The organism is Microvirga calopogonii, from assembly GCF_003347665.1.
GTDB lineage: Bacteria > Pseudomonadota > Alphaproteobacteria > Rhizobiales > Beijerinckiaceae > Microvirga > Microvirga calopogonii.
In genome coordinates this window covers 20,628-45,524 of the sequence record NZ_QDGA01000013.1, presented here as the reverse complement: position 1 = coordinate 45,524, position 24,897 = coordinate 20,628, and the positions used below count along the sequence as shown (strand labels likewise).

General features: G+C 64.7%; 21 protein-coding genes and 1 pseudogene. 6 read left to right on the top strand and 16 right to left on the bottom strand.

Annotated features, from left to right (window positions below; translation table 11 throughout):
• Positions 1 to 5 precede the first annotated feature (5 nt).
• Positions 6 to 884: a hypothetical protein gene (locus tag DDF70_RS12915; protein ID WP_162820376.1), complete on the bottom strand. Its 879-nt coding sequence runs from the start codon at positions 882 to 884 to the stop codon at positions 6 to 8.
• Positions 885 to 1,024: 140 nt separating this feature from the next.
• Between DDF70_RS12915 and DDF70_RS12910 the strand changes: the two genes are divergently transcribed.
• Complete coding sequence (locus DDF70_RS12910) at positions 1,025 to 1,861, top strand: hypothetical protein (protein ID WP_114945277.1); 837 nt, start codon at positions 1,025 to 1,027, stop codon at positions 1,859 to 1,861.
• Positions 1,862 to 2,442: 581 nt separating this feature from the next.
• Positions 2,443 to 2,829 (top strand): annotated as a pseudogene (locus tag DDF70_RS12905) (IS701 family transposase); the annotation flags it as partial.
• Positions 2,830 to 3,011: 182 nt separating this feature from the next.
• Here the strand turns inward: DDF70_RS12905 and DDF70_RS12900 are convergent.
• From DDF70_RS12900 to DDF70_RS12880, 5 genes are all read right to left on the bottom strand, one after another.
• Positions 3,012 to 9,317: a DUF3320 domain-containing protein gene (locus tag DDF70_RS12900; protein WP_114945276.1), complete on the bottom strand. Its 6,306-nt coding sequence runs from the start codon at positions 9,315 to 9,317 to the stop codon at positions 3,012 to 3,014.
• A gap of 156 nt (positions 9,318 to 9,473) precedes the next feature.
• Entirely contained in the window at positions 9,474 to 13,055 is a 3,582-nt protein-coding gene (locus DDF70_RS12895; protein ID WP_114945275.1) for a YhaN family protein, read from the bottom strand.
• On the bottom strand, positions 13,052 to 14,299 hold the full coding sequence (locus tag DDF70_RS12890; protein WP_114945336.1) for a metallophosphoesterase family protein: 1,248 nt from the start codon (positions 14,297 to 14,299) through the stop codon (positions 13,052 to 13,054). Before DDF70_RS12890 ends, DDF70_RS12895 begins: the two co-directional genes overlap by 4 nt.
• 250 nt (positions 14,300 to 14,549) lie before the next feature.
• Positions 14,550 to 14,912, bottom strand: coding sequence for a c-type cytochrome (locus DDF70_RS12885; RefSeq protein ID WP_162820375.1), 363 nt, complete (start codon positions 14,910 to 14,912; stop codon positions 14,550 to 14,552).
• 29 nt (positions 14,913 to 14,941) lie between these two features.
• Entirely contained in the window at positions 14,942 to 15,919 is a 978-nt protein-coding gene (locus DDF70_RS12880) for a Vgb family protein (protein WP_114945273.1), read from the bottom strand.
• A 290-nt stretch (positions 15,920 to 16,209) separates the two neighbouring features.
• On the opposite strand from DDF70_RS12880, the gene DDF70_RS12875 reads away from it, so the two are divergent.
• Positions 16,210 to 16,950 (top strand): oxygen-binding di-iron domain-containing protein, encoded by a 741-nt coding sequence (locus DDF70_RS12875; protein ID WP_114945272.1) that lies wholly within the window; start codon positions 16,210 to 16,212, stop codon positions 16,948 to 16,950.
• A gap of 3 nt (positions 16,951 to 16,953) precedes the next feature.
• On the opposite strand, the gene DDF70_RS12870 is transcribed toward DDF70_RS12875, so the two are convergent.
• From DDF70_RS12870 to DDF70_RS12855, 4 genes are read right to left on the bottom strand one after another with little or no spacing between them, the layout of a single operon-like run.
• Entirely contained in the window at positions 16,954 to 18,141 is a 1,188-nt protein-coding gene (locus tag DDF70_RS12870) for an MFS transporter (RefSeq protein WP_114945335.1), read from the bottom strand.
• 53 nt (positions 18,142 to 18,194) lie between these two features.
• Positions 18,195 to 19,625 (bottom strand): NAD(P)-binding domain-containing protein, encoded by a 1,431-nt coding sequence (locus DDF70_RS12865; protein ID WP_114945271.1) that lies wholly within the window; start codon positions 19,623 to 19,625, stop codon positions 18,195 to 18,197.
• Positions 19,626 to 19,640: 15 nt separating this feature from the next.
• The gene (locus DDF70_RS12860) at positions 19,641 to 19,895 is read right to left on the bottom strand and encodes a DUF1127 domain-containing protein (RefSeq protein ID WP_114945270.1); all 255 of its coding nucleotides are present in this window, start codon (positions 19,893 to 19,895) and stop codon (positions 19,641 to 19,643) included.
• A gap of 54 nt (positions 19,896 to 19,949) precedes the next feature.
• A complete protein-coding gene (locus tag DDF70_RS12855) occupies positions 19,950 to 20,267 on the bottom strand; it encodes an ArsR/SmtB family transcription factor (protein WP_114945334.1) in 318 nt (105 codons plus the stop codon).
• 202 nt (positions 20,268 to 20,469) lie between these two features.
• Between DDF70_RS12855 and DDF70_RS38005 the strand changes: the two genes are divergently transcribed.
• The 3 genes from DDF70_RS38005 to DDF70_RS12845 are packed head-to-tail and all read left to right on the top strand — an operon-like array spanning position 20,470 to position 21,440.
• Positions 20,470 to 20,667: a hypothetical protein gene (locus DDF70_RS38005; RefSeq protein ID WP_245435470.1), complete on the top strand. Its 198-nt coding sequence runs from the start codon at positions 20,470 to 20,472 to the stop codon at positions 20,665 to 20,667.
• Positions 20,648 to 21,046, top strand: a complete 399-nt coding sequence (locus tag DDF70_RS12850; RefSeq protein ID WP_245435469.1) for a response regulator — start codon at positions 20,648 to 20,650, stop codon at positions 21,044 to 21,046. Before DDF70_RS38005 ends, DDF70_RS12850 begins: the two co-directional genes overlap by 20 nt.
• A gap of 1 nt (position 21,047) precedes the next feature.
• Positions 21,048 to 21,440 (top strand): response regulator, encoded by a 393-nt coding sequence (locus DDF70_RS12845; protein WP_114945269.1) that lies wholly within the window; start codon positions 21,048 to 21,050, stop codon positions 21,438 to 21,440.
• 20 nt (positions 21,441 to 21,460) lie between these two features.
• On the opposite strand, the gene DDF70_RS12840 is transcribed toward DDF70_RS12845, so the two are convergent.
• The 6 genes from DDF70_RS12840 to DDF70_RS12815 form a co-directional block, all read right to left on the bottom strand.
• A complete protein-coding gene (locus DDF70_RS12840; protein ID WP_114945268.1) occupies positions 21,461 to 21,655 on the bottom strand; it encodes a hypothetical protein in 195 nt (64 codons plus the stop codon).
• A gap of 78 nt (positions 21,656 to 21,733) precedes the next feature.
• The gene (gene arsH, locus DDF70_RS12835) at positions 21,734 to 22,468 is read right to left on the bottom strand and encodes an arsenical resistance protein ArsH (protein ID WP_114945267.1); all 735 of its coding nucleotides are present in this window, start codon (positions 22,466 to 22,468) and stop codon (positions 21,734 to 21,736) included.
• On the bottom strand, positions 22,461 to 23,528 hold the full coding sequence (arsB, locus tag DDF70_RS12830) for an ACR3 family arsenite efflux transporter (protein ID WP_114945266.1): 1,068 nt from the start codon (positions 23,526 to 23,528) through the stop codon (positions 22,461 to 22,463). Before arsB ends, arsH begins: the two co-directional genes overlap by 8 nt.
• 10 nt (positions 23,529 to 23,538) lie before the next feature.
• On the bottom strand, positions 23,539 to 23,964 hold the full coding sequence (gene arsC, locus DDF70_RS12825; RefSeq protein WP_114945265.1) for an arsenate reductase (glutaredoxin): 426 nt from the start codon (positions 23,962 to 23,964) through the stop codon (positions 23,539 to 23,541).
• An 8-nt stretch (positions 23,965 to 23,972) separates the two neighbouring features.
• Positions 23,973 to 24,515 carry an arsenate reductase ArsC gene (locus DDF70_RS12820; protein WP_114945264.1) on the bottom strand — a complete coding sequence of 181 codons (543 nt, stop codon included), beginning with the start codon at positions 24,513 to 24,515 and terminating at the stop codon, positions 23,973 to 23,975.
• Positions 24,508 to 24,864, bottom strand: a complete 357-nt coding sequence (locus DDF70_RS12815) for an ArsR/SmtB family transcription factor (RefSeq protein ID WP_114945263.1) — start codon at positions 24,862 to 24,864, stop codon at positions 24,508 to 24,510. The genes DDF70_RS12820 and DDF70_RS12815 overlap by 8 nt, the downstream gene beginning before the upstream one ends.
• Between the last annotated feature and the right edge of the window lie 33 nt (positions 24,865 to 24,897).

Here is a 24,897-nt window from a genome sequence, read left to right as displayed (position 1 = left end):
CCGCTTTAGATCCGGTGACACCACCAGACGCCCCCGCTTCCGTTGAGGTATTCGGGGCCGAGATGGCTGTCGTCGAAGACGCGTTCACAGATCGGGTCCGGAAGCACGATCACCACGACACTGACCGCGCGTCTGAGGCCGTGGCCTCGGAGAATGAGATCAGGAGCTCGATCCCAGAGCAGGTCCAGAGTGGCTGGGGAGCGGATCTCGATCGCCGCAGCAAGAGGGATTTGGTTGTCATAGTACCAAACGGCAGACACCCGGCGACGGCGCCATAAATCGCTGGGCTTTTGCCAGATCAACGCTTGTCGATCAGAATACTCCCACCCGTCCATCCGCTCGAAGGCTCGACCCAGATCTGCCCACATGTCATCCGCGCGTCGGCCAGCAACCCGCTTGGCCTGCAGGTTCTCGATCAAGCTATTCTGACGCCTGATTGGACGTAAGGTTCGGCCGGAGACGGCATTGGGACGGACCAGGCTTTCCAGATCAGATGCATGATCCTCATCCCATTGGGCCGCCTTGGCAGCCATGACCACGCGGGCCTCCTTCTCCAATGCAACCAGATCCCGGATGGCTTGGGGAAACCGGCAATATTCCCGAAGAGCTTCATGAGCACCCACCTGGTCATGGCGCCACCATCTCTCAAAGACTGAAACAACGGCATGGCTCGTCCTGCGGGCTTGGCCTGCAAGGTCTGGGTCGATTTGGCCTAAATCGTCAAGAAACTGCAGCGACTTGATGAGGCTGCGCAGCGTCGAGGGCCGATAGCCTGTTTCTGAGGCGACCCGATTGAGGATGACCCGGTGCTGGCCATGGGGAGTGGTTTGCAACCGTTTTGCTGTTGCCCGTGCAACCTCCTGCCAGGATGGGGACCGAGACACTCTTGCTCCTCCTTCAACTCGGGGACGGCTGAATAGCCGGAAACGCGCCTCCAAGGGAGAGGCCAAAATTGTTAAGTTGGCTTAGCAAACTGCTAAACATTTTCGGCTAATCTCACATTGTTCAGAAAGGAGATCGAACAATGTTGCCATTCCTACGCCGGAAAGAACCGGTCACATCTTCCCCGCCCGCGCTGATCGTTGTGGTTCAGCGAGCCGGAACTGCTGGCAAAAGCACCGCCACAGCGCTGTTCCAAGCGTCCATTGAGTTGTCTGGGCTGCCGAGCCGAATCGTTGAATTCGACGATCAGCGCCGCCATGGCAACCGGCTGCCTGGGCTCGTGACGAGCGTGACACTTCCTCCCACGACCAAACTCCAAGGCAACGAGGAGGCCGACATGGAGGTTCTCAACGAGGCTTACGCGGCAACCCGGGCTAGCTTCTCGCGACGCGAGACGGTCATCTGGGACACCGGCGCCAACTTAGACGATCGTGCCGTGACGTTCTTTGCTGGTGTCGATGTTGCCAGCGAGGTTCCTGACGGGATGCCGATTGTTGTTGTGATCATGGTCAGATGCGATACCGAGATGATCCGGCTGGCCAAGGTGACCGAAGAAGCCTTTCGGCGGGTTATTCCGGATGCGACCATCGCCATTGGTCTCAATGATGTGGAACATCTCTGGAGCAACCTTCGAAAGGACGACCCGATCGCGAAAATGGCCGAGGAAGTCCTTGGCCCCATTATCAAGCGCGGCGGGAGCATCGTCATTCGTGCGATGCCGCCGAGACTGGCCACGGCATTGCGAGAGAGCCACGTGCCCTGGACGGATCTTGCCACGATGGATACGGATGTGGCGATGGAGCACTGGGGTGTTGGGTACACGGTTGCCAAGAGCCGCCAGGGCGAACTTTCTTTGACCCTTGAGCAGACACGCCAGGAGGTCGTGCGTCAGCTTGGCTTTCCCGAAAGCGAGGTGTGATGGGCGAACCGTTCTGGAGCTCTGGGATGAAAGGGAAACCTGGAGGCAAGACGCGATCAAGTGGTTCTGCGGGCTCCCACCCGGATACATCGAACATGGGGTTCGTGAGTTGGATCTATTCTGGTTTCCAAGCTCCGTGAGAGATACTGCTCTCAAGCACCGAGAGCGCCGCTTTGCAGCGATGCGGCGCAATCGTCGCTTTGCTTCGATCCGGCGCTTGCTTGATCGATGTGCGACCTGGGCTGACGCAGTGCGTCAGAAGATTGAATCGATACGAGAGAGCTGTCGATGGCTAGTCCTGAGCTATATCAAGCCGGCCCTGGAACATCTGGAGTGGATCAGATCGCGGGTTGCTCGCCGGTTTTCCCAGCGGAAGCGACATTAACGCGATGAGACATTGGTGGCCTGTCACAGGGCTGAGATTGGCAGACCACCGATCGCTCATGGCCTTCTCTGATCCGGGGTCACCATTATTGATGAGCTCAGACCAACGGATGATGGCCCCTTGCTCCTGTCGCGCCACACGGCGTATCAGTGTCGAGGCTCTAAACGCCACTGGATGAAGGTTCAGTGGCAGGTCACTCGTCCTCGACGAGACTGGCTTTCTCAAGCAGGGCCAGCACTCGTGTGGGGTTGGACGTCAGTACACCGGATCGGCCGGCAAGATCACCAGCTGCCAGATCGGCGTGTTTGCGGCCTACGTGTCGAATAAGGGCTGCGCCCTCATCGACCGCCAGCTGTATCTCCCCAAGGAATGGATCAACAACTCGGTCCGACGGCAAGCCGCTCATGTTCCCGACAGCCTTCACTTCGTCACCAAACCCGAGATCGCTGCACACATGATCGCGCGGGCGATTGCCGCCGGCGTGCCGTTCGATTGGGTCGCTGCCGACACGATCTATGGGGTGGGAGCGATCGAGATGCAGTTGCGCCGCGCTGGCAAGGGTTACGTGCTCGGTGCTGATGCGCTGCGCATCTTGGGGCGAGAGCCCTGGTGGCTCCCGTAGGGATCCAATAGACTTGTCGGTCATGAGGTCACCGGTGTCGGCTGAAAGGCGTGGCTGACCTCCCTCAATGTTGGAGGGAGGGCCACGCTTTCAACCGCACCCGATGCGGGCACTCGCTGACGCCGGCCAGGCGGCCGCGCACATCACTCCCTGTAATCGCGCGCGATCTTGATCGCCTCCTCGAACCGGGCGCGGGTTGGCTCATGAAGGCGGGCAAGGCCGAAGTGGTGGCGCATGGATGCTACGATCTCGTCTACCTCGCGTCCTTTCTTGAGGTGCGGCATGGCAAGGCTTGCAAGCTCGATCAACGGAATGTCGTTGTGATCACGGTCCTCACCCGCGCTGCGTCTGAGGGCCAGTATGCGCTTCGGATCGGATCCGGCGGGCCAGAGGACTTCACGTTCGCCCTCCCGAGTGCGTGGGAGGCGGCGGTCTATGGCAAACATCACCCGGTCCACGATTTTCGAACCGCTGCGCAGGAAGCCATGCGCCCGCGCAATCCGTGTGACCAGTTGATCGGCGTAGATTGGGCCTTCTGTGGCGACCACATGGGCGATCATCTGGGACAAGATGGGTGAGTAGCTTGCGTCATAGAAGCGGTCCGGGTCGGGATCGACGCCGCAGGCCGGGATGTCCGTGACGACGTAGATGCCCTGTTCCCTTTCCCTCGAAGCCGGCGACTGTGGTGTAGCCGGTTGCGCGGGCGCGGAAGGCGCCATCGCCGGAGTTCCGTTCGTCCTCTCGAAGAGCGAGCCTTGACGGACAATCTGAGGCTCCGTGGTCGGAGCGAGCTCAAACGTCGGCGGCTTGGCGGCCGGCTCCACAGGACGCCGCTCGTCCAGGCGGCCAACCAGCTCGCAGATCCGCTCCAGATAGCGCGCCTTCTCGGCAGGGTTCGTTCCTGCACGCTGGAACTGCGGCACCTTGCGGAACCAGTCGTCAGGCTCCGTGACATGTTGTGCGACAAGGGTTTCGATCATGCTGTCGCGCAGGATCGAGCGATGGCGCTCCCAGGACGGCATCTCGACTGCGATGACGGTGTCCCGGAACTCCCGGAGGGCCTGATGCAGCTCGGCTTCGGTGTACGGTCCCTCCCGCTCCAGCAGCGAAGGCCCATGGGGGAGGCCCCCGGAGGCAGGTTCGGGGCCACCCTCTTGATCCGCTGGCAGCACCATGCCCTCGGACGGGGATTCCAAGGAAAGTGTCGGCGCGTCGGAACCCGTTTCGGCGTCTGAGATACCTGGTCCCGTCTCATGAGCCTCCGCAGATCCATGAAGCGGCTCTGGGCTTTCGCTGCCCGCGAAGCGGTATTCCTCATGGGCGGGAATGGGCTTGGCCCGCAACTCCTCCAGCCGCTTTACCAACCTGTCGGTTTGCAGGTCCGGGTTGTCGAACCAGTCGGTGGACCACACCCGCACGATGTCCCATCCAAGGCTGCACAGGACCTCTTCGCGCAGGCGGTCACGGTCGCGTGCGCTCTTGCTCGAATGGTAGCGCGCGCCGTCGCATTCGACGCCGGCCAGATAGCGCTCCGGGTAATCGGGATGACGGACGCCGAGATCGATCCTGAAGCCGGAGACGCCGACCTGCAGGTCGATCTCGTAACCCCGTGCGCGCAGCCGGTCCGCGACCTCGATCTCGAAGTCGCTGTCCGGCTCGCCGCCGACGCCTTCCACGGGCGCGCGTCCGCGCCCTTCGGCGTAATCCAGGTAGCGTTTCAGCACATGCACGCCCTCAGAGCTCGTCTCGCCGGGCTTGATGTCGGCGGATCCCAGCGAGGTGAACAGTGCAATGCGGATGCGGGCGCGCGAGAACAGCACGTTCAGGCGGCGGTGGCCCTGCTTGCCGTTGATCGGCCCAAACCTCTGCAGGACCTGGCTTTGGCCGGGCTTTGGTCCGTACGTCATCGAGATGAAGATGAAGTCCCGCTCGTCGCCTTGCACGTTTTCCAAGTTCTTGACGAAGACGGGCTCACCCTTACCCGCCACCTTTTCCCGGTACCGCTCAACCAACTCGTCGTCGGCCTCAAGCCGCCGGATCTCCTCGAAGATCAGGTCGCGTTGATCGCTGTTGACGGCGACAATTCCGAGAGAGGGGATGGTTTCCGGCTCCTCGTCCGCGAACCGCCGCATGAACTCAATGGCCTCCTCGGCCACGCGCTGCGCCTCGGCCGCGTTGCGCCGGGCTTCGTAGGCGCCATCCACGCGGATCAGGTCGACCGAGAATGAGCCTGGCCGGGCCATGGGGAAGGTGATGAGCTCGCCCCTGTAGAATTCCCTGTTAGAGAACGAGATCAGGCTTTCGCAGCGGCTGCGGTAATGCCAGCGCAACAGTCGCGTCTGCCGGAAGGTTTTCTGGCACGCCTCCAGGATCGACTCATCGTCGAGGTCCTCAAAATCCTCCTCTTCATCCGAGGCGTGGGAGCCGCCATCACCCGCGCGGCTGAAGAAGTCGGTGGGCGGCAGCTGCTTCTGGTCGCCGACGACAACCAGCTGTTCGGCCCGCAGCATGCCGCCCAAGGCATCCTCAGGCCGCATCTGCGACGCCTCGTCGATCACCACGAGATTGAATGTGAGGCGGCCCGCCGGCAGGAATTTGGCGAGCGACAGCGGCGACATCATGAAGCAGGGTTTCAGCGTCTGGATCGCGGATCCGGCACGCCTCATGAGATCGCGCACCGGGGCGAACCGCTTTTCCTTGCCAAACTCGTTGTTCAGGAGCTCCATTTCGGTCCAGGTCTTCCGGGACCCATAGCGGCTGCCTTGGGGAGGAACGGCCCCCAGAAGCGTGTCCATGACCTTCTTGCGGTCGCTCTCGATCTTCCGCTTGTCCCGTTCCACGAATTCGCTGCGGCGCGCCTCGATCCGCAATCCGGCCGCACGGGCCAGCACGGGGTCGGTACGCCTTGCCTTCTCGGCCCTGCGTTGGGAGACCAAGCCCGAGAACAGGCCTGGCAGAAGGCTTGGCGCGATCCCAACCTCATCGGCGAGATCGATCAGAGGCGACAGCCCTCGTTGAGCCAGTGTCTTCCGCTGGTCCTGCAGGCTGAGATACTCGGTCAGTTCATCGCGCCGCGGGATCAGGTCGGAAGCCTGCGCCGCCAGCGCGCCCGGCGCAGTGAGATCGAACCCGCTTGCGCCGTGGGCTCCCTCAATCCGTGTGGCTACATCCCGCAGGCCCGTAACCGCGAGCGCAGCCTGGCTGCACAGGGATGCCAGCCGCTCACGCATCTCCTTGGCGTCTTCGGACAGTAGGGCGTTCCTCACCGGATCAGGAATCTGGCGGCCGAGCACCTCGCGAACCCATGACAACGCGGCGCGTGTCGCCGCGATCATCTCCTCCGATCCGGCGAAAACCGCGGCCTCCGCTGCGAGCGGGTGTGCGTTCGCTTCGGCGCGGAGCCGATGTAGGCCGAGTTCCTGGACGACGCGCTTGTGAACCTCGGTGATGGGAAGGCCAATCCCCGCCAGGCGCCGGTCGGGATCCATCTTGAGGACCGCCTCGGCCATACCTCGGTCCTGGGCCAGGTTGGTCAGGATCTCTGCGATGGAACGCTCGTCGAGTGCCCCCCGGAGATCAGCATCGAGATCCTCAACCGCTTTGGCATCCTCGTACGTGGCTGCCAACTGAACGAGCCCCGCCTCGTCAAGATCGTTCAGACGATTGAGGACTTGGTATGCGGCGGGAAACTCCCTGACTTTCGCCCGGCTTGCCTCGCGAAATGCGATCACCCCAGAGATGAGCTCGAATGGCGTGTCCAGGCCCTTCCAGGAGCTACCCAGCAGCTGCGCATGGGCCCGGTCGTTCACGAAGGTCGCGAGCGCCTGGGAATGCTGCGCGAGAGCGTCGAGGTCCTCGGCGGAAATCTTGGCGCCGGCGGGCAGGCCAAGGTGCTGGAGGATGCTCGCCAAGACCTTGGCTTCGCCGCTGAGCGCACCCAACATCCGGCCGAGGGCGCCCTTCCGTGCAATGGCCGCGGCCGCCCTGAGACCGTCCGGAGCCGGCCACGCTGCCGTGCAGCCGGGGAAGCGCCCCCGCCACTGTGCCTCGGCGTTGACGAGAGCCGCCCAGCGGACCCGCGCGCGTTCGAAGGCATCATCCCCGCCATGCGGACGCCAGGCGAACCATGGACGTGTCTCGTCCGTCAGCTTGGTCGCCGCATGCACGGCATGGAGGAGCGCTTGGACACCGTTTCCGGGGAAGGTTTCTCGAAGCCCAAGGGCTTGGAAAGCCGGCCGGAGCGCGTCAATCACACCGGTGACCCTGTTGGCATGGTCGATCCGACGTCCGGCTTCCGCATGAATGGCATCCGGCGACAGCCCGGCATATGCCGTTTCGGCCGTGACCTCCAGCAGGCCGGAGACGAGGGCGAGCATTTCGTCCGATGCGGACAACGGCCACTCGGCGCCACCGGCCTCACGCTCCAGGTCAGTGAGGCTGGAACGCAGATCGATCAATCCCTCAATCTGGTCGGCGTCCGAACGCGCAACCCTCGCGATGACGGAGGGCTGGGGCAGCGTTCGGGTCAGGTCGCGATCCAATCCGATCAGCTCTTCGAGGTCGCGCAGGTCGGCCACGCCCAGGGCGCGAGCTTGGGCGATTAGATCCGCGACGCGTTCCGCCCCGATGCGGAGATCGGCCAAATCGTCGATCAGTCCATAGGCGATGGTGGGGTTGAGGTCCGTGAAGGTGAGGGCACCCCACGCGGACTGTGACGGCGGACCGTAGGCGGACGTGAAATCCTTCGCCATGCGGGCGTAGACAGACACTGCGCCGAGCACCTGCTGATAGCTGGCGGGGTTGTCGAGAAGCTCCTGCGGAAGGTCGACGGCTTTGAACTGATGGAGCATCGGGCCGACCTCTGATCGGGCCCGGATAGCGCGCCAGATCAGGTCGAATGGGCTCCTGTCGTCCTCGGCGGGGGCATGCAGGGCTGAAACATAGGCCGCGATCTCCCGGCGGCTCTCCTCCCATGTCGGATCGACTTGGTGCGCCGACGTCCGCGCCCGCTTGCCGATCCCCAGGCTGTACCTTGCCCGGAGGCTCTCGATGACGCGCTTCGGCGTGGCCTTTTCGGAGTGGAGCTCCATGCAGAACTCGCCAAGCCCCGCCCGGTCGAGCCGGCGCTTCACGACGTCAAGCGCGGCCTGTTTCTCAGCGAGGAACAGCACGGACTGGCCCGCCGCAAGCGCGTTCGCGATGATGTTGGTGATGGTCTGCGACTTGCCCGTGCCGGGCGGCCCCTGGATGACGAGGTGCTTGCCCTTCATGACGTCCACAAGGGCGCTGTGCTGGGACGCGTCCGCGTCGTGGATCAGGATCGGCGCGTGCTTCTCGATCTCGGGATCGTCGATGGGGTAGTCGTCGGGCGGCCCCAACAGGGAGCTGCCACCATCGCCAGTCATCTCCGTTCCGCGCACGATGGAGCCCACAAGGGCATCCGCCACCGGGTGGTTTGACCAGTTCTCCGAGGCCAGATCTGCGTACATGGCAAACCGGCCGGACGCGAAATGTCCCAAGGTCATCCACCGACGGACGTTCCAGCCCTTGAGCCCTTTGATGGCGTCCGTCACACGGGCGAAGTAGCCCTCCACCGAGGAGTTAGCTTCATCGTCGGACTCGAAGCCGGGCAACTGTCGGCCGAAATCCCGTTCGAGCTTCTTCTGGAGGCTCAAGTTCGCGTCCGCGGTTTCCGCGGTTGCGGAGAGTGTGTAGATGACCTTCCCGCGTCCCGTCTTCCGCTTATCCAATTTGACCGGGAGAAGCAGGAGAGGGGCAAACAGCTTCTTGGGGCTGTCTTCCCGCTCGGTCCACTCCAGGAAGCCGAGGACGAGGAACAGGGTTGAGAGGCCTGTTTCCTGCTCTGCGAGGCGGGCGTCGTCGGAGATCCGCTCCAGGATGCCGTCGAGCGCGTCCGGCCACTTCAGCGTCTGCAGCTTCTTGTCGGTGTGGTTCTGCCGGTCCGACGAGGGCTGCAGCTCGACGGCGGGATTGATCCCGAGCGCGCGCGCATGGTCGACCGGGTTGATCGTCTTGCGGTTGGGGCGGGGCGGCAGTCCAAGCTGGGCCCGAACCCGGTCCCGCAGGGCGCGCTCCGCCTTGGCGAGTTCGAACTCGTCATCACGGCCCATACTTTCCAGGGCTTGGAGTTGGGTCAGGTGCTCGACGTCGGCGACCTTCGCGTGCTCCAGGGCGGAGATGAACTCCTCGCTACGCTCGTCGGCGGGCGTCTCGTCCGGTTCAGGAAGCGGCAGGATCTCCAGGGCCGCTCCGTCGGTGAGGAGACCGAACACGTTCTCCGGCACCTCATCGACGATCTGAAGCTGGCGCTTCGATGTGGCCCGGTGCTTGTAGCTGAGCATCGGGTTCCTGAGCGACATATCCAGCAGTCGCTCACGAAGCTGCTCGTAAACCTTGCCGAGGCGCGCGATCTCCTTGGTGTCCGACATGATGAAGAGCTAATCCGCTACGGAATGAGAGGGATATTGGAGGAGCAGATGTGACCCTGACCGTTTGCGGAACGGCGCACCGGAACGGTTCAATCCGGACCTGTACAAGACTCGGCTGCGACCAGGCAATGGCATCACTTTCACGTACAATTCTCTCTAGCTCGCCACGGCACGTAGCTCGACTGGCCTTCCATGCGACTGCAGCCGATGCACCATCACGCTCCCAGACGGAAGGGTACTGAAAGCCGCATCCAACACGTGGCGATGATGGGTGAAGAGGAGGACCTGCGTCGACCGCCCTAGTTCCGCCAAGGCGGCAAGCCCCGGGACAACACGCTCGTCATCGCTGGTGATGAAAAGATCGTCGGCGAGGAAGGGAAGCGCCTCGTTCTCGGCCACATGCCGTTCGATGGTTGCAATGCGAAGGGCCAGATAAAGCTGGTCACGAGTGCCTTCGCTCATCCCTTCGACGTCGCAGTCGGATCCATCCGCCCGGATGCCGATCAGCGTCGGCGCGTCACCATCCCGGTAGCGGACGGCCAGCCGCTCGAATGGATTGGGGCCAGTCCCTGCAATCAACCCAAAGATCTCGCTCGCCCGACGGATCAGCGGGTGCTCGTTGGCTGCACGATAGCGCTCCATAGCTCGGTCGAGAATGCGCCGAGCCGCTTCCAGGCGCATCCAACGCTCGGCGCAGACGCCAATCCCGAGGGCAGCGTTCTGCGCCTCTTGGGCGGCTTCCGCGGCCCCTTTCCGTCCCGCGAGATCGCGAAGCAGCCGCTCGGCCTCAGTTTCCGCTTGGGCTGCGGCTTGGCTCTCGCCAACGAGGCGCTCCTCTTCCTTTTCCAGTGCCGAGAGTTCCGCGGAGTTCTCATCAGGGGAGATGGAGCCCGCCTCTTGGCGCAGTGTATCCTCGTCGAGGCCGTCACCAGCGCGGGCGAGTTCGTTCCGCTTCTCGGCCAACTCGCTCACAACTTTGCGATAGTCCTGTGCCTCCGCCGCGACGGCAAGCGGATCGGCATCCGCATCAAGCCCATACTGTCGCAACAGATGCTCCATTCGCTCGTTCGCAACACGAGAGGCCTCAAGGGCATCTGCATGGGCGTTGCGCGCTCTCTCGACGCGACGGGTGATTTCCGCGAGTTTCTCAGTCTGGAGTATGTCCTCCCGGAGGCGCTCATACAGAGCCCTAACAGCCTTCTCTGGGTCGGTCGTCTCAAGATCCGCCGCCACCGCACCCAGCGCGGCATGAAGAGAGTGCAATTCGTTGCGGAATTGCTGCAGATCCTTCCGCAGGCCATCGAGGCGACGCAGCGTTTGGGACCGATTCGTCGACCGGTCGCGTATCGCATCCCAAATGGACAACGCGGCTTCTGCTTCCGCAGGCGAAGCATCGGCAGGGAGTTGCAGGCGGGCGACCGCTTCCCTCCATTGCTGAAGCCACCCTGCGCGCTCGGCCGCCGCGCGGGACACGTCTTTCTCCAGCCGAGCAACCCGGTGCTGCATGTCCTGCAGAGACGTCGCCAAGGCCTGGCGTTCTGTCCATGTCTTCAGGGCTGCCGAGTGAGCCTGTCGCACCCTGCGGAGGAGCACAGGAAAGTCCTCATCATGTCCGGCGGGCACGCCGAGCAATTCGGCCGCACGGATCACATGGCGCCGCCCATTTGCGGCGGTGGCGCGGCTCTGATCCAAAGCCTCCACAGTCCGTCGGTAGGCCGTCAGCAAGCGGACAACATCATCCCGCTGCCTGAGCCAAGCCAGCATCTCGGTGGGTATGCCAGGGTCGACGACGCAGCCCGCCCAGAGCGCGACCCAGCGGTCCCGGAGCGTGCTCAGTTCAGCAAGTGTGCGCTCCTTGGCTGCCTGCGCGGCATCCACCGCGACGGCAAGCCGTTCCTTCAGGGCGGAAAGATCGGCGAGGCGCACCACGCGGTGCCCCTCGGTTTCACGCCGGTCCACCAACTCGTCGGCATGGCGCAAGGCGGTCTCGAACGAGCCGGCAAGATCCCCACTTGGGGCGAAAGCCGCCAGTTCATCAATCGCCGGCTCATGTCCGTCGACAAGACGCGTGCGAACCAGCCGCCATCCCTTGTCACGATGGTCACGCGCTGCTTTGACGGCGGCCGGGGAGGGAACTTCGCCTGTGGCACCCAAGCCCATGATCTCGGCCGTGACCTGCTGCAGCTCGTTGTCGGTCTCGAACAGCTTGCGCTCCGCGGCTTCATGGCTGTCGACAGCTTTGCGCCAAGCCTGCTCATACTCCGTCACGAGTTCAGGCGGCGGAACAGGACGGGCAGCCAGATCCTCGGCCGTCCCCGTCCAGCGTTGAACCCTCCCGAGTGCCTCGTCGAGATCTCGCCTCGCGTTTGCGGTGTCCGCTTCCGCCTGTGCAAGCAAGCTGGAGACGTCGCCAAGCTGCAGGACCTCGTTCAAAATCTCGGTCGCGTCAGCAGGGTCTACCGTCGATCCGGAAAGAGTCCGGAGGTTCCGCTGCGCGGCCTCGAATGCCTCTTGCGCCTCCTTGAGGTCAGCTTCCAGTCCCTCCAACCGGCTCAGTACGGCTTGGCCCATGCGTGCCAATTCGCGCAGCTTGGAGATAAGCGGCACCGACGGCATATGCGTCTCGACCGCAGCCGGATCGAGCTCCAGTCCAAGCTGTTGGAGATGCCCGGCGATTTGGCTGTCGTCGTTCGCCTTGTCGCGCATCAGCTTCGGCTCATCCGCGACCTTCTTGCGGAAATCTCCTAACGCCTCGTTGAGGGCGGTAATCTCGTCAGCCCGCGCCTGAAGACCCTTTGGCTTCGGTTCCACAGCGATCTCCGCCTCAAGCTGCCGGAGGAGATCCTCTGCCCGCTTCGCCCCGGCGGCCGCCTCGCGCGCGGCACCGTCAAGACTGCGCCACTCCCGCTCGAAGCTTTCAGGCAGGAGGGCCGCCGTGGAGCCGAACGACATGAGCCGGTCTACCCGCTGCTGGATGGCCAGCAGCATCGGGCTGACCCGACGGATGCGCTCCAGCCGCGATCTTTTCCGCCGCAGTTGGGTCATCGCCTCGTCAAGACTGCGCCGCCGCTCACGGGCGGCCTCCAGGCCTGCCTCCCCCTGCCGCCACTCGTCTGTCTTGAGGGCGTCGGACCGCATGGCCTGCTGCGCCTTCGTGAACCGCTCGATCTGCTGCCAGATCGGCTTGCCGGCTGCCTTGCGCTGATCCAGGGCTCCGAGCCTGGCAATCTCCTCCTCGATTCGGCGGAGGGCATCGCCAACCCTTGTAAGGCCGCTGCCAGCCTCGAACAGGCTGGTCGCCAGATCCCCACCGTTCTCCAGCATCTTCTTGCCGCCCGCCCGCAGCCGCTCATGGTCGAGGCCGAACATCCGCTCGAACAGCTCCCGGTCGGCCATTCCGAGAAAGCGGGCGAGAGCCTGGTCGGGGAGGGCTGCCTCTTGTTCCGACAAGAGCGTCCCGGAGGTGCCCCTGCCTTTACGGCGTTTGAACGAGAGGCGGTCACCGGCATCGTTGGCAATGGTCGCCCCGACGCGCATCTGGCTGTAGTCGAACCGGAACCCGTAGGGGGACCTCATCGGGATGCCGAATAGCAGGTCAGCGACGGAGGAAAGCAGGGTTGACTTGCCGGCCTCGTTCGGACCGAAGACGATGTGCAAGCGAACGTCGTTTCCGGTCAGATCAAGGGTTAGGTCCTCAAAGCGCCCATATCGTTCAAGGGTGAGCGTCTCAAGTTTCATGGCTGAACCGGCTCGGTCGTAAGGTGGTGCAGGAGCAGGGCTTCCGCGTCGGCAAGGATGCGCGCCAGCTGCTCGGGAGCGAGGTCGTCGAGGCCCGACTTGGCGCGGGCGCCTGCGGGGAGTTTTCCAAGCCCTTGTTCGAGAGCCTCCCGGATTACTGCGCACTCGTCAGGATCTGTCCTCACGTCGTGTAAAAGTTGGACGAGGTCGTTGAACCCCTCGCTTGAGGTGGGCGCAGTCTCAGGGAGAACCGTCTCAACCTCGACACGCTCGATCCAAACGTCGCCCTGCGCCTGCAAAGCGAGGGAGGAACACTCGGCCTCAAGTCGCTCCGGGTCACCTGCGAGGACCCGGTGGGCCGGGCTGGCGCCCGTCAGGACGAGGCGAATGGCGAGCATTCGGCCATCGGCCTCGTCAACCGCCGCCTTCAATGCTCGCCCGATCAGCGGGCAGGTCTCGTCCAAGGCCGACGCGGACGACACATCGACGACAACGCGGGCCCAGCGCACCACGTCGACTTGAATTGGCTCAACTTGTCGGACGCGCCCACCTTCGACTGTGACGAGGGTAAAGCCCTTGGCCCCGGGCTCATTGACATGCCTTCCCTGCAGGTTCCCTGGAAAGATCACGTACGGGTCCTCGCACAGCACCTCACGCGTATGCACGTGGCCGAGGGCCCAGTAGTCATAGCCTTTGGATTTTAGATCGCCCAGTTCGCAGGGCGCGTAGGTGTCGTGTCCCGGACGACCCGTTGCAGATGTGTGGAGGACGCCAATGTTGAAAAGGCCGGGAGCTGGCTCGGGATAACCCGCCGCCAGGTTCTGCGGGATCGCCCGGTCGGCAAAGCTCTGTCCATGGATGGCGACACCGAGTTCGGGGAGCGTCCAGGTCTCAGGCGAGCGGCTTGAGAACTCACGGACATTGCTTGGCCAGCTGAGCCTCCGGCTGATCACGCTGGCGGCATCGTGGTTGCCCCGGATCATGGCAACGGGGATGTTGGCGGCGTTAAGGCGGGCGAGCATCTTCACGAAGAACAGGCCCGTTCCATGGTCCGGCCAATCGCCGTCGAACACGTCCCCGGCGATGACGACCAGATCGACGCTCTCATCGACGGCGAAGTCGACCAGCCTCTCGAATGCGCGCCTAGTCGCGCCAATGAGCTTTTCCGCCTGCTCGCCTGCGCGCTCCCTCAGTCCCGACAGCGGGCTGTCGAGGTGGAGATCCGCAGCGTGGATGAAACGCATGTGCCCCCCGCGCTGGGGCATGATGCTTTTTGTTGCCGCCCCAACGTTCAGCTTGAAGCAGGCGCCGCATCAGCGACAAGTGAACAAAGAAGGAACTGTGGTCTCGTCCCAAGCCTATCTGGGGGAGAGTGATCAAATGGTGACACCGCCCTTCATGTGATAATGTTTCGGACATTGAGGTCATGTGGTCTTGTCTGCTCACGCTCGGTGGGCGTCGGCGCGAAAACCCTGACTGACACCGGCCGAGACCTCAATGAGCCCCATCCTTTGATCGCAAGTACGCGATCAGGTCGGCACGTTCATCCTGCGCCTCTACACCTGGGAAAGCCATGCTGGTCTTCGGCACGAGCTTGTACGGAGCCCTCAGGTAGCGGTCCAAACGGTCCTCGGTCCACCGCTCCTCTTGTTGGGCGAAGGCGCGCAGGGCAGGGGAATACGAGAATCCTTCTTGCGACGCGATCCTGCGACCGACAATCCCGTACAGGTTTGGGCCCTGCAGGTTCGTTTCGTCCGGCTGAACGGAGTGACACGAGTAGCAGTACTGGAACACCTTCTCGCCCCGCACCGGATCACCACCCTCAGCGTGTGCGCCGATGACGGTGATCCGAAGCAAAAGGGCAACCGCAGGGACGGTACGCCAACTCACTGCGACTGCCGGGCCGTGCGGATCACCATCAGCCGGTCTGCCCCCGACTCCGGTAGCCAGACCTCGCCAGGCCGCCCGAGGATCTGGCGCACGTTGGCGTCGGCCTCTGACATCGGATAGCTCGCGAACTGTTCGGCGGCCGGATCGAAGGACAAGATGGCGTCGGCGTCCCAGTCGGACACCCAGACGATGTCCCTGTCGTCGACATAGACGGCGTAGGCCTGGGGCTTGTCACCCGGCAGCTTCCATTCGCGCCAGGCGTTCGCCTTCGGATCGTACAGCCCGAGCTGACCGGCGTTCCACTCCGAGACCCAGATGCGCCCCTTCGAGTCGGACCAGACGCGACGGGCACCCTGGCCCTTCGTCGGTGGTTCGATCACCGTCGCCTCGCCCGTCGCCTTGTCGATGCGCGCAATGTGGTTGCCGGCGAGCGAGGCATAGTAGACGTCGCCCTCCGGCGTGGCGGTGATGCCATAGGGACCGCGGCCGCGCGGTGCCCTCCAGACCTTCAGTTCGCCGCTTCTCGGATCGAGCCTGCCGTAAAACCCGTTCTGTCCCGTGAACCAGTGAAGGCCGTCCTTGTCAAACACGGCGGTGTTCAGGTTGGTGTAGCCGGTGTCCTCGGGAAGCTTCCAGGCCGTCACCTTTTCGGTCTGGGGATCGACCCGCACGATGGCGTTCTGTCCGCCATCGGTGAGCCAAGCCGCCCCATCAGGACCTTGGATCACGCCGTGCGGTGCCGATCTCGGCCCGAGCTTGATCTCGCGACTTTGGCCTGTGCTCGGATCGAAGATACCGAGGGCGCCATTGCGTTGGGCTGAGTACCAGACCTTTCCATCCGGGGCGGGCGCTACATCGTGCGGGTAGGCGCCTTCAGGCAAGGGGAAGACCTGTTGCGGCTGCTGGGCGGATCCCGATCCGGTGAACGCGAGAAATGCCAACAGGGCGAAGGCGATGCGGCAAGCCGGCAACATGGCGGGATCCTCCTGATCGGCAGGGAGACCTTGCTCCGGATTTATGTCACCATTGCGCTGTCGTCGTGTCCGATGGAGGAGCCCAATATCGGACGCGCGGCGGGAGCGCTGGAACAGCATCTTCACGACCAAGGCCGAGACTTGGATGCCAAACCTGCTGAGCCCCCGCTACCCGAACGCTCTGTGGTCCGCTCAAGGACACTCCGCTGGCAGATCGACCCGCCGCATTTCCGAACGGAAAACAGGCTCTAATCAGCGCGGGCGTCGGGGCAGCCAGGGAGAGCAGTCCGATGGAAACCCGCATCGATGAAATTGGCGACCGCATCCATCGCCTGTCGACCTATGTGCCCGACATCGTGCCGCCGGCTGGGTTCACCTTCAATCAGTTCCTCATCCTTGGTGAGGAGCCGATGCTGTTCCATGCCGGCTTCAGGCGGATGTTCCCTATGGTGTCGCAAGCGGTGTCCCGGATCATGCCGGTCGAGGATCTGCGCTGGATCACGTTCGGCCACTATGAGGCCGACGAGTGCGGCGCCATGAACGAATGGCTGGCCGCAGCCCCGAACGCCCAGATCGCGCATGGAGCGACAGGATGCCTGGTGTCACTGAACGACATGGCGGACCGCCCGCCGCGCGTGCTAGCCAATGGCGAAGTGATCGACATCGGCGGCAAGCGCATCCGCTACATCGACACGCCCCATGTGCCGCATGGCTGGGATGCCGGGGTGATCTACGAGGAGAACAGCCGGACGCTGTTCTGCGGCGATCTCTTCACGCATCTGGGCAACGGCCCTGCGCTCACGGAGAGCGACATCGTGGGGCCGGCTCTTGCGGCCGAAGACATCTTCTACGACACGAGCCTCGGCCCGAGCATCGCGCCGACGGTGCGCCGATTGGCGGACCTCGCTCCGCGGACCCTGGCGCTGATGCATGGCTCGTCCTACGTCGGTGACACGGTCGCTGCCTTGCGCGACTTGGCCAGTGCCTATGACCAGCGCCTGCGCGCCGCGATGGCCGAGATGCCAGCCTAGCCCTTAGCCTCTGCGGGCGGTCGCCCACAGCAGGGCCACGAGGCCGAGGTTCAAGCAGGCTAGCCCGGCCAGGAAGAGGAGCGCTGCGTCGGCGCCACGCCACTCGATCAGAACCGCGCCGATGGATGGCGACAGCGCTTGCGCAAGGAGGCTCGGCATGGCCAGCCTGCCCATCAGCGAGGCGTACCCGAAGGGTCCGAACAAGGCGAGCGGGAGCGTGCCTTTGGCGATGGAGCCGATCCCGTTGCCAGCGCCGTAAAGCGCCAGCGCCAGGGCCAAGATCGGGAAGCCGGCGGCGAGAAGGATCACCCCAGTCGCGACCAAGGCAACGGACGCCACCATGGTCCAGATCGGGTGATAGTGACGGCCGAATGCCATCTCCACGATCCTCGCCCCGACCTGGGACGGCCCGACCAGCGCCCCAAGGGCAACGGCCGCCGCGAGCTCCAGGCCGTGTGCCTGCAGGAAGGTCAGCAGGTGGACTCCAATCATGGAAGCGGTCACCGACCCGAGCGTCAGAACCGCGGCGAGCAGCAGGAAGGCCCGCGTCCGACGAGTGCCAGTTAGGACAGCTGCAGGCCCAGCTTCGGAAGCACTTCTGGACGGCTTGCCATCCGGCTTGGCGGCGGGGAGGCCGGGCAGGGCGAAGGCGTGCAGTGGCAGCGAAACGAAGACCTGAAGCCCAGCGTAGGCCGTGCAGGCGCCGCGCCAGCCAAAGTGCTCGACGAGCCAGGCGCTCAGGGGCCAGCACAGGGTGCTGGCGAAGCCGCCCCACAGGGTCAACGTGGTGATCGCGCCGCGCGCCTGTTTGCCGTAGAGACGTCCGAGGGTGGCGAAGGCCGCGTCGTAGAGCCCCGAGCCCATGCCGATGCCCATCAGAAGCCAGGCGAGGAAATAGACCGGAAGGCTATGGGCCAGCGCCAGCAGCGCCAGCCCCGATCCGAGAAGGACCGAGCTGCCGATGAGGACCGGTCGGCCGCCCTTGGCGTCGATGGTGCGCCCGACCCACGGCGCGACCAAGCCCGCCGCGAGCAGGCCGGCGGACAGCCCGCCCACGACCCAGGATAGCGACCAGCCGGTGTCGGCCGCAATCGGCTTCGCGAGCACCGCGGGTAGGTAGTAAGACGATCCCCAGGCGAGGATCTGGGTGACGCCCAGGGTGGAGATGACCACCCTCGGGCTTGGTTTCAGGGTGGAGGCATCACCCACCACGGCCTCGGTTGCAGCGTTCGACACAACCGATCTCAGCAGCAGCCAACTGGTTCCGCAACCTTCTCCGGCGCCGTCGCGGGACCGCAGCCGCAACCGGACTTGCCCTCGGCCTTGGCGTCGACATCGGCTACGCAGCAGGCGTCGACCTGCGCCGGAGCGGGGCCGCCGCAGCAGCCCAACGAGGCGGGCGTCCCATCAGACGGCAGGTTGGTCGAGCACACGCCCGTCTCCGGCAGGACGAGGTGGATGTCGTCCGCCGCCGCGAGGTCGCCGGCGATGGCCGCCACCACAGAGCGCACCTGTTCGTAGCCGGTCAGCATCAGGAAGGTCGGGGCGCGGCCGTAGCTCTTTATGCCGACGGTATAGAAGCCCGGCTCCGGATGGGCGAGTTCCCGGTGGCCGTGGGGCGGCACCGATCCGCACGAGTGCAGGTTCGGGTCGATCATCGGGCCAAGTGCCTTCGAGCTCTCCAGCCATGGGTCGAGGTCGAGCCGGAGCTCGCGGGTGAGGTTCAGGTCCGGGCGCTGCCCAGTCGAGACGACAATCCGATCAACGGGGCCGAGCTCGCGGGCGCCGCCCGCGGTCTCGCCTTCGACCATCACCTGATCGCCGGCGGCCTTCACGCGGGTGGCGGAGAAGCCGGCCACCAAGGTGACCCGGCCGCTGTCGACGAGCGCCTTGAGGGCCGAGCCGAGCTCACCGCGGGCCGGAAGCTGGTCGGCGCTGCCGCCGCCATAGACCCGCATCAGGTTCTCGCCGCGCGTCGCCCACACGATGGAGGTCTCCGGGTTCCGTTCCGCCAGTCGGGCCAAGTCGAGCAGCACGTTGGCCGCCGAGTGCCCGGCGCCGACCACCAGGGTCGTCTTTCCCTCGTAGATGGCGCGGTCGCGCCCGAGCACGTCCGGGATCCCGTAGGCGACGTGGTTGGCGTGTTCCGTTTCACCCTCGGCGAGGATGCCGCCCGCGCCGAGCGGGTTCGGGGCCGTCCACGTGCCGGAGGCGTCGATCACCGCCCGCGCCAGGTCGCGCCGGATCGCGCCGTTTCCGTTCGAGACGGCGAGCACGAAAGGCTTGGTCTCACGGTTCCGGCTGAGCACCTTGTCGGCGCCGTGGCGTGTGATGGCCTTCACCGTGGCGCCGGTCTCGATCACCGCCGCCATCTCGGGCGTCTCGGCGAGCGGCTTGAGGTAGGCCTCGTACAGGTCCGATCCCGTCGGCATCGCCTGGCCGGGCGGCTCCTGCCAGCCATGGTTCTGGAGCAGGGCGCGCGCCGCCGTGTCGGTATTGTACTCCCACGGGGAGAACAGGCGGACGTGGCCCCAGTCGCGGACGTTGGCGGCGACGGAGGCTCCCGCCTCATAGACCTTCACGGGCAGGCCGCGCTGGATCAAGTGGGCGGCCGCCGCAAGACCCACGGGGCCTGCGCCGATGACGGCAACGGGAAGGGCATCAGACGAGGTCATGGGAGGACTCCTTGGTCAGCAACAGGAGGCAGGGCGGGGAGCGAAGCCGTCGCGCACGCGCTCGACGAAGACACGGCCGTGGCAGCACAGGATCTTGAGCATCCGCGAGGGATCGCGGTGGCGGGGCTGGGCCAGGACGGCAAGGATGTCCGCCCGCTCAAGGCCGATGTCGCGGAGGAGATGATCGTCCAGCTCGCTGAGAGCGGAGACATGGTGACGGTTCCGCGCCGCGCGGGCGAGATGGAGGACGAAGGGAAGGAAACCGGGCATCTGTCTCTCCTTTTGGTATTTCCGGTAGTATCGAAATACCAGGCAAAAAAATGGTCAGGCGGCGTTCTCCGCCTGGGCTCCGCATCCGGCGTCGGCGCAACATTCGTCGGCGAGGAAGCCAATCAGGCCATTCATCGCCGGGTAGCTGGCCCGGCAGATCAGGGTCGTGGCCTGCCGCTCCTGCGTCACCAGTCCTGTCAGCAGGAGCCGCTGAAGGTGATGCGAGAGCGTCGAAGCCGGGATACCGAGGCGCTCCTGGATCTGCCCGACGGGCAGGCCCGCCTCGCCGGCGCGCACCAGCGTGCGGTAGACCTGGAGGCGGGTGGAGTTCCCGAGCGCTTCGAGCTGCTTGGCTGCTTGTTCGACGTTCATGGAAATAACGATGAACTTGCTCGCGTCAGCCGTCAAGTGGTATTTCCAAAATTACCGAAATACCTTGCGGCACATGGACATTTTGCCGCCACGCTGAAACCCATCCCCGGGTCCGCGGTTCCCCTCACTAACCTGTGATAACCCGCAGGCGGCCTGAGTCGCCGCGACGGGCCCGCCAGACCAGTACCCAAGGAGAGTGCCGATGTCCCACGACGCCTCAGGCGACGTGCGCCTGCCCCATGTCAACGACCTCCATCCGGATGTCGCCACCTTCATGATCGCCCGCGCCTTCGCCGAGACTTACCGGGACGTGCTCGATGCTCCCATCCCGGACCCACTCGTTGCCATCCTGCGGCAGATGGAAATCGGGAGAGCCGACCATGACCGCCCTGCATCCTGAACCGCACCTGGCGCTGATCGTCGAGGATGATCCCGACGTTCGGGCGCTCGCGGCCGTCCTGCTGGAGGAAACTCCTCTCGACGTGGTGGAGGTCGAGAGCGCGGAAGCCGCCCTGGACTGCCTCCAGGACCGTGGGGGCGAGGTGGCGATGATGTTTGCCGACGTCCGCCTGCCCGGCGAGATGGACGGGGTCCAGCTCGCCAAGGCCGCGTGCAAGCTCTGGCCGACGGTCAGGGTCGTGCTCACTTCTGGCGATCCCGGCGCAGTGTCCGAGGAGTTGCCGGAGTGCGTAACCTTCATGCCGAAGCCGTGGCGCGGCCTCGATGTGCTGGTCCAGGCCGAGAAGGCCATCCATGACCCGCAGCCGCCGGTGACGTGACATGGGACAGGATGCAAGCAACGAGCCGCCTGTCGTCCTGCTCGTCGAGGACGAGTTGCTGGTGCGCATGACCGCCGCTGACGAGCTGGAGGAGGCGGGCTTCCATGTCCTGGAGGCGGCCAACGCCGACGTCGCCATGGCGGTACTGGAGGCACGCTCCGAGGAGGTCCAGGTGCTGTTCACGGATGTGCACATGCCGGGGACCATGGACGGCCTGGAGCTCGCCGAGCAGGTCCATGCCCGCTGGCCGCATGTCCGGCTCCTGATCTCCTCGGGATACGCCCGGCCCCAGCCGGATGAGATCCCGGATGCTGGCCGCTTCGTGCCGAAGCCCTACCGTGCGGCGACCATCGTCACGCAGATCCACGAGCTGGTGCATATGGCGGAAAGGTGAGGACGGGGTCAGCGGTTATCCTAGGCGCCGCCGATCTCCTCGATGACGATGCCTGTCCCGCCGCAGATCGGGCATTCCTTCTCGCCGATCTTGCCAGTGCCCTGGCATTCCCGGCAGATGTTTTCACCCGCCCCGGGGGTATCCAAATCGGCTTCGTCCCCGGGGTTGAGCTTCGGCTTGTGGGCGTGATCGTCTCCTGATTTCGGATCAGACATGGCCTTGGCTCCTGAAAACGTCTGTCGGGAAAACTCCGCGAGGAAGCCAAGGTTGCCCAGTTGGTGTGCCGGGCCGTTCTACTCGGCCGCCTTGACCTCGTGCTTCATGGCTTCCGCGGCGAGACGCCTAGCTTCCTTCTCCGCCGCCTCTTTGCGCGCGCTGTAGCGGTCGGTGAGGTAGTCGGAACGGTCGCGGGTCAGGAGCGTGAACTTCACCAACTCCTCCATCACGTCGACCACGCGGTCGTAGTAGGACGAAGGCTTCATCCGCCCCGCCTCGTCGAACTCCTGGAACGCCTTGGCGACCGAGGATTGGTTCGGGATCGTCACCATCCGCATCCAGCGCCCGAGCACCCGCAGCTGGTTGACGGCGTTGAAGGATTGCGAGCCACCCGATACCTGCATGACGGCGAGCGTGCGCCCTTGCGTCGGCCGCACCGCTCCGGTCGCGAGCGGGATCCAGTCGATCTGCGCCTTCATCACGGCGCTCATGGCACCATGCCGTTCCGGACTGCACCAGACCTGCCCCTCGGACCAAAGCGACAGGTCGCGGAGTTCCTGCACCTTGGGATGGTCGCTGGCGGTGGCATCCGGCAGCGGCAGGCCATGCGGGTCAAATACCCGGGTCTCGGCGCCGAAGTGGCGGAGCAGGCGCTCCGCCTCCAAGGTGAGGAAGCGGCTGTAGGAGCGCTCCCGCAGCGAGCCGTAGAGCAGAAGGATGCGGGGAGGGTGCGTGGACACCCGCCGTGGCTCCAGCTTACCGAGGTCCGGCACGTCGAGGACGGAGAAATCGATGTTGGGAAGGTCACTCACCGGCGGGCATCCTCCGTGTAGAAGGAGCTGTCTGCCGGGCGCCGCGCTCGTACCATCCCTGGCTGCGGTTCACGATCCAGACGACAGAGAGCATCACGGGCACCTCGATCAGTACGCCGACCACCGTTGCCAAGGCGGCTCCCGAGTTGAACCCGAACAGGCTGATGGCGGCAGCCACCGCAAGCTCGAAGAAGTTCGAGGCGCCGATCAGGGCGGAGGGGCCGGCGACGCAGTGCTGCTCGCCCGCGATCCGGTTGAGCAGGTAGGCCAGCCCGGAGTTGAAGTAGACCTGGATCAGGATCGGCACCGCCAGCATGGCGATGATGAGGGGCTGCGCCAGGATCTGCTCGCCCTGGAAACCGAATAGCAGCACCAGGGTGGCAAGCAGCGAAACCAGCGACAGCGGCTGCAGGATCCGCAGCAGGCCGGCAAGGGCCGCTTCACCGCCCTGGGCAATCAGGTGCGAACGCAGAAACTGGGCCAGGATCACCGGGATGACGATGTAGAGCACGACCGAGAGCAGCAGCGTGTCCCACGGCACCGTGATCGCCGACAGACCGAGCAGCAGGCCGACGATGGGCGCGAAGGCCACCACCATGATCACGTCGTTGAGCGCCACTTGGCTCAGAGTGAAGTGCGGCTCGCCCTTGGTCAGATGGCTCCACACGAACACCATCGCCGTGCAGGGCGCGGCCGCGAGGATGATCAAGCCAGCGATGTACGAGTTGATCTGGTCGGCGGGCAGGTAGGGCTTGAACACGTAGCCGATGAAAAGCCAGCCCAGGGCTGCCATCGAGAATGGCTTCACCGCCCAGTTGATGAACAGGGTCACGCCGATGCCACGCCAGTGCTCGCGCACCCGCCCGAGCGAGGCGAAGTCGATCTTGATCAGCATCGGGATGACCATCAGCCAGATCAGGGCCGCCACGGGCAAGTTGACCTTGGCCACCTCAAGGGCGCCGACGGCTTGGAAGAAGCCGGGGAAGACGTGCCCGAGGGCGATGCCGGCGACAATGCAAAGCGCGACCCAAAGGGTCAGGTAGCGTTCAAAGACGGACATGCTGGATCCTTCAGACGGTCGCCACGCGGCGGCCGTGCTCGTCCACCACGCGCTCGCCATCTTCCTTGACGAATTCCCCTTGCTGAGGCGGCAGGAGATCGAGCACCTCCTCGGATGGGCGGCACAGGCGCACGCCCTTGGGCGTCACGACGATGGGGCGGTTGATCAGGACCGGGTGCGCCATCATGGCGTCAAGAAGCTGGTCGTCGGTCAGGGCCGGATCGTCGAGACCGAGTTCCTTGTAGGGCGTGCCCTTCTCGCGGATGACGTCGCGGACCGGAACGCCCATGCGGTCGACAAGCTGGCGCAGCAGGAGCCGGGTCGGCGGCGTCTTCAGGTACTCGATGATGTGCGGCTCGATGCCGGCATTGCGGATGAGGGCCAGCGTGTTGCGTGACGTGCCGCAATCCGGGTTGTGGTAGATGATGACGTCCATGGGAAACCTCAGGCTTGGCGGCGGTCGAAGGGGAGGACGGCCGGAGGCGTTGCGCCCTCCAGCTTTCCGATCTCCCGCAGGTGATGGGTGAGGGCGACCTGGTCGAGGCTCGCCATCGGCAGGGCCATGAAGACGGAGATCCGGTTCTTCAGGAACTTGAAGGCCTGGACGAAGGCCTTTTCCTTCTCGATATCCGGCCCCTCGACGGCGGCGGGATCCTCGATGCCCCAGTGGGCCGTCGTCGGCTGGCCCGGCCAAACCGGACAGGCCTCGCCCGCGGCGTTGTCGCAGACGGTGAAGACGAAATCCATGGCGGGCGCGTCCGGCTTCGCGAACTCGTCCCAGCTCTTCGAGCGGTAGCCGACGGAGGGATAGTCGAAGCTGTCGAGCACCTTGAGCGCGAACGGGTTGACCCTGCCCTTTGGCTGGCTTCCCGCCGAGAAGGCGTTGAAGCGTCCGGCGCCGTCCTTGCGCAGGATGCCCTCGGCCATGATCGAGCGGGCGGAGTTGCCCGTGCACAGGAACAGCACGTTGTAGGGACGGTCAGCCATTGGTGGTCTCCTTGGGAGGACAGCACGGCGTCAGAACGTCGACCAGCGGGGTGCAGACCTCGGGATGGCCGCCGCAGCAATCCTGAAGCAGGAAGGTCGCAACCTCGCGGAAGCATGCGAGGTCGGCGCGGTAGATGATCGAACGGCTCCGGCGCTCCGAGCGGACCAATCCCGCACGGGCGAGGATGCCGAGATGCGAGGACATCGTGTTGTGGGGCACGGCGAGATGGCGGGCGATGTCGCCCGCGGGCAGTCCGTCCGGCTCGTGCTTCACCAGCAGCCGGAACACATCGAGGCGCGTCGACTGGGCTAGGGCGGCGAGCGCTAGAATGACATTCTCTGATTCCATATGTCGAGACTTATAGACATAATTTGAGGGGCG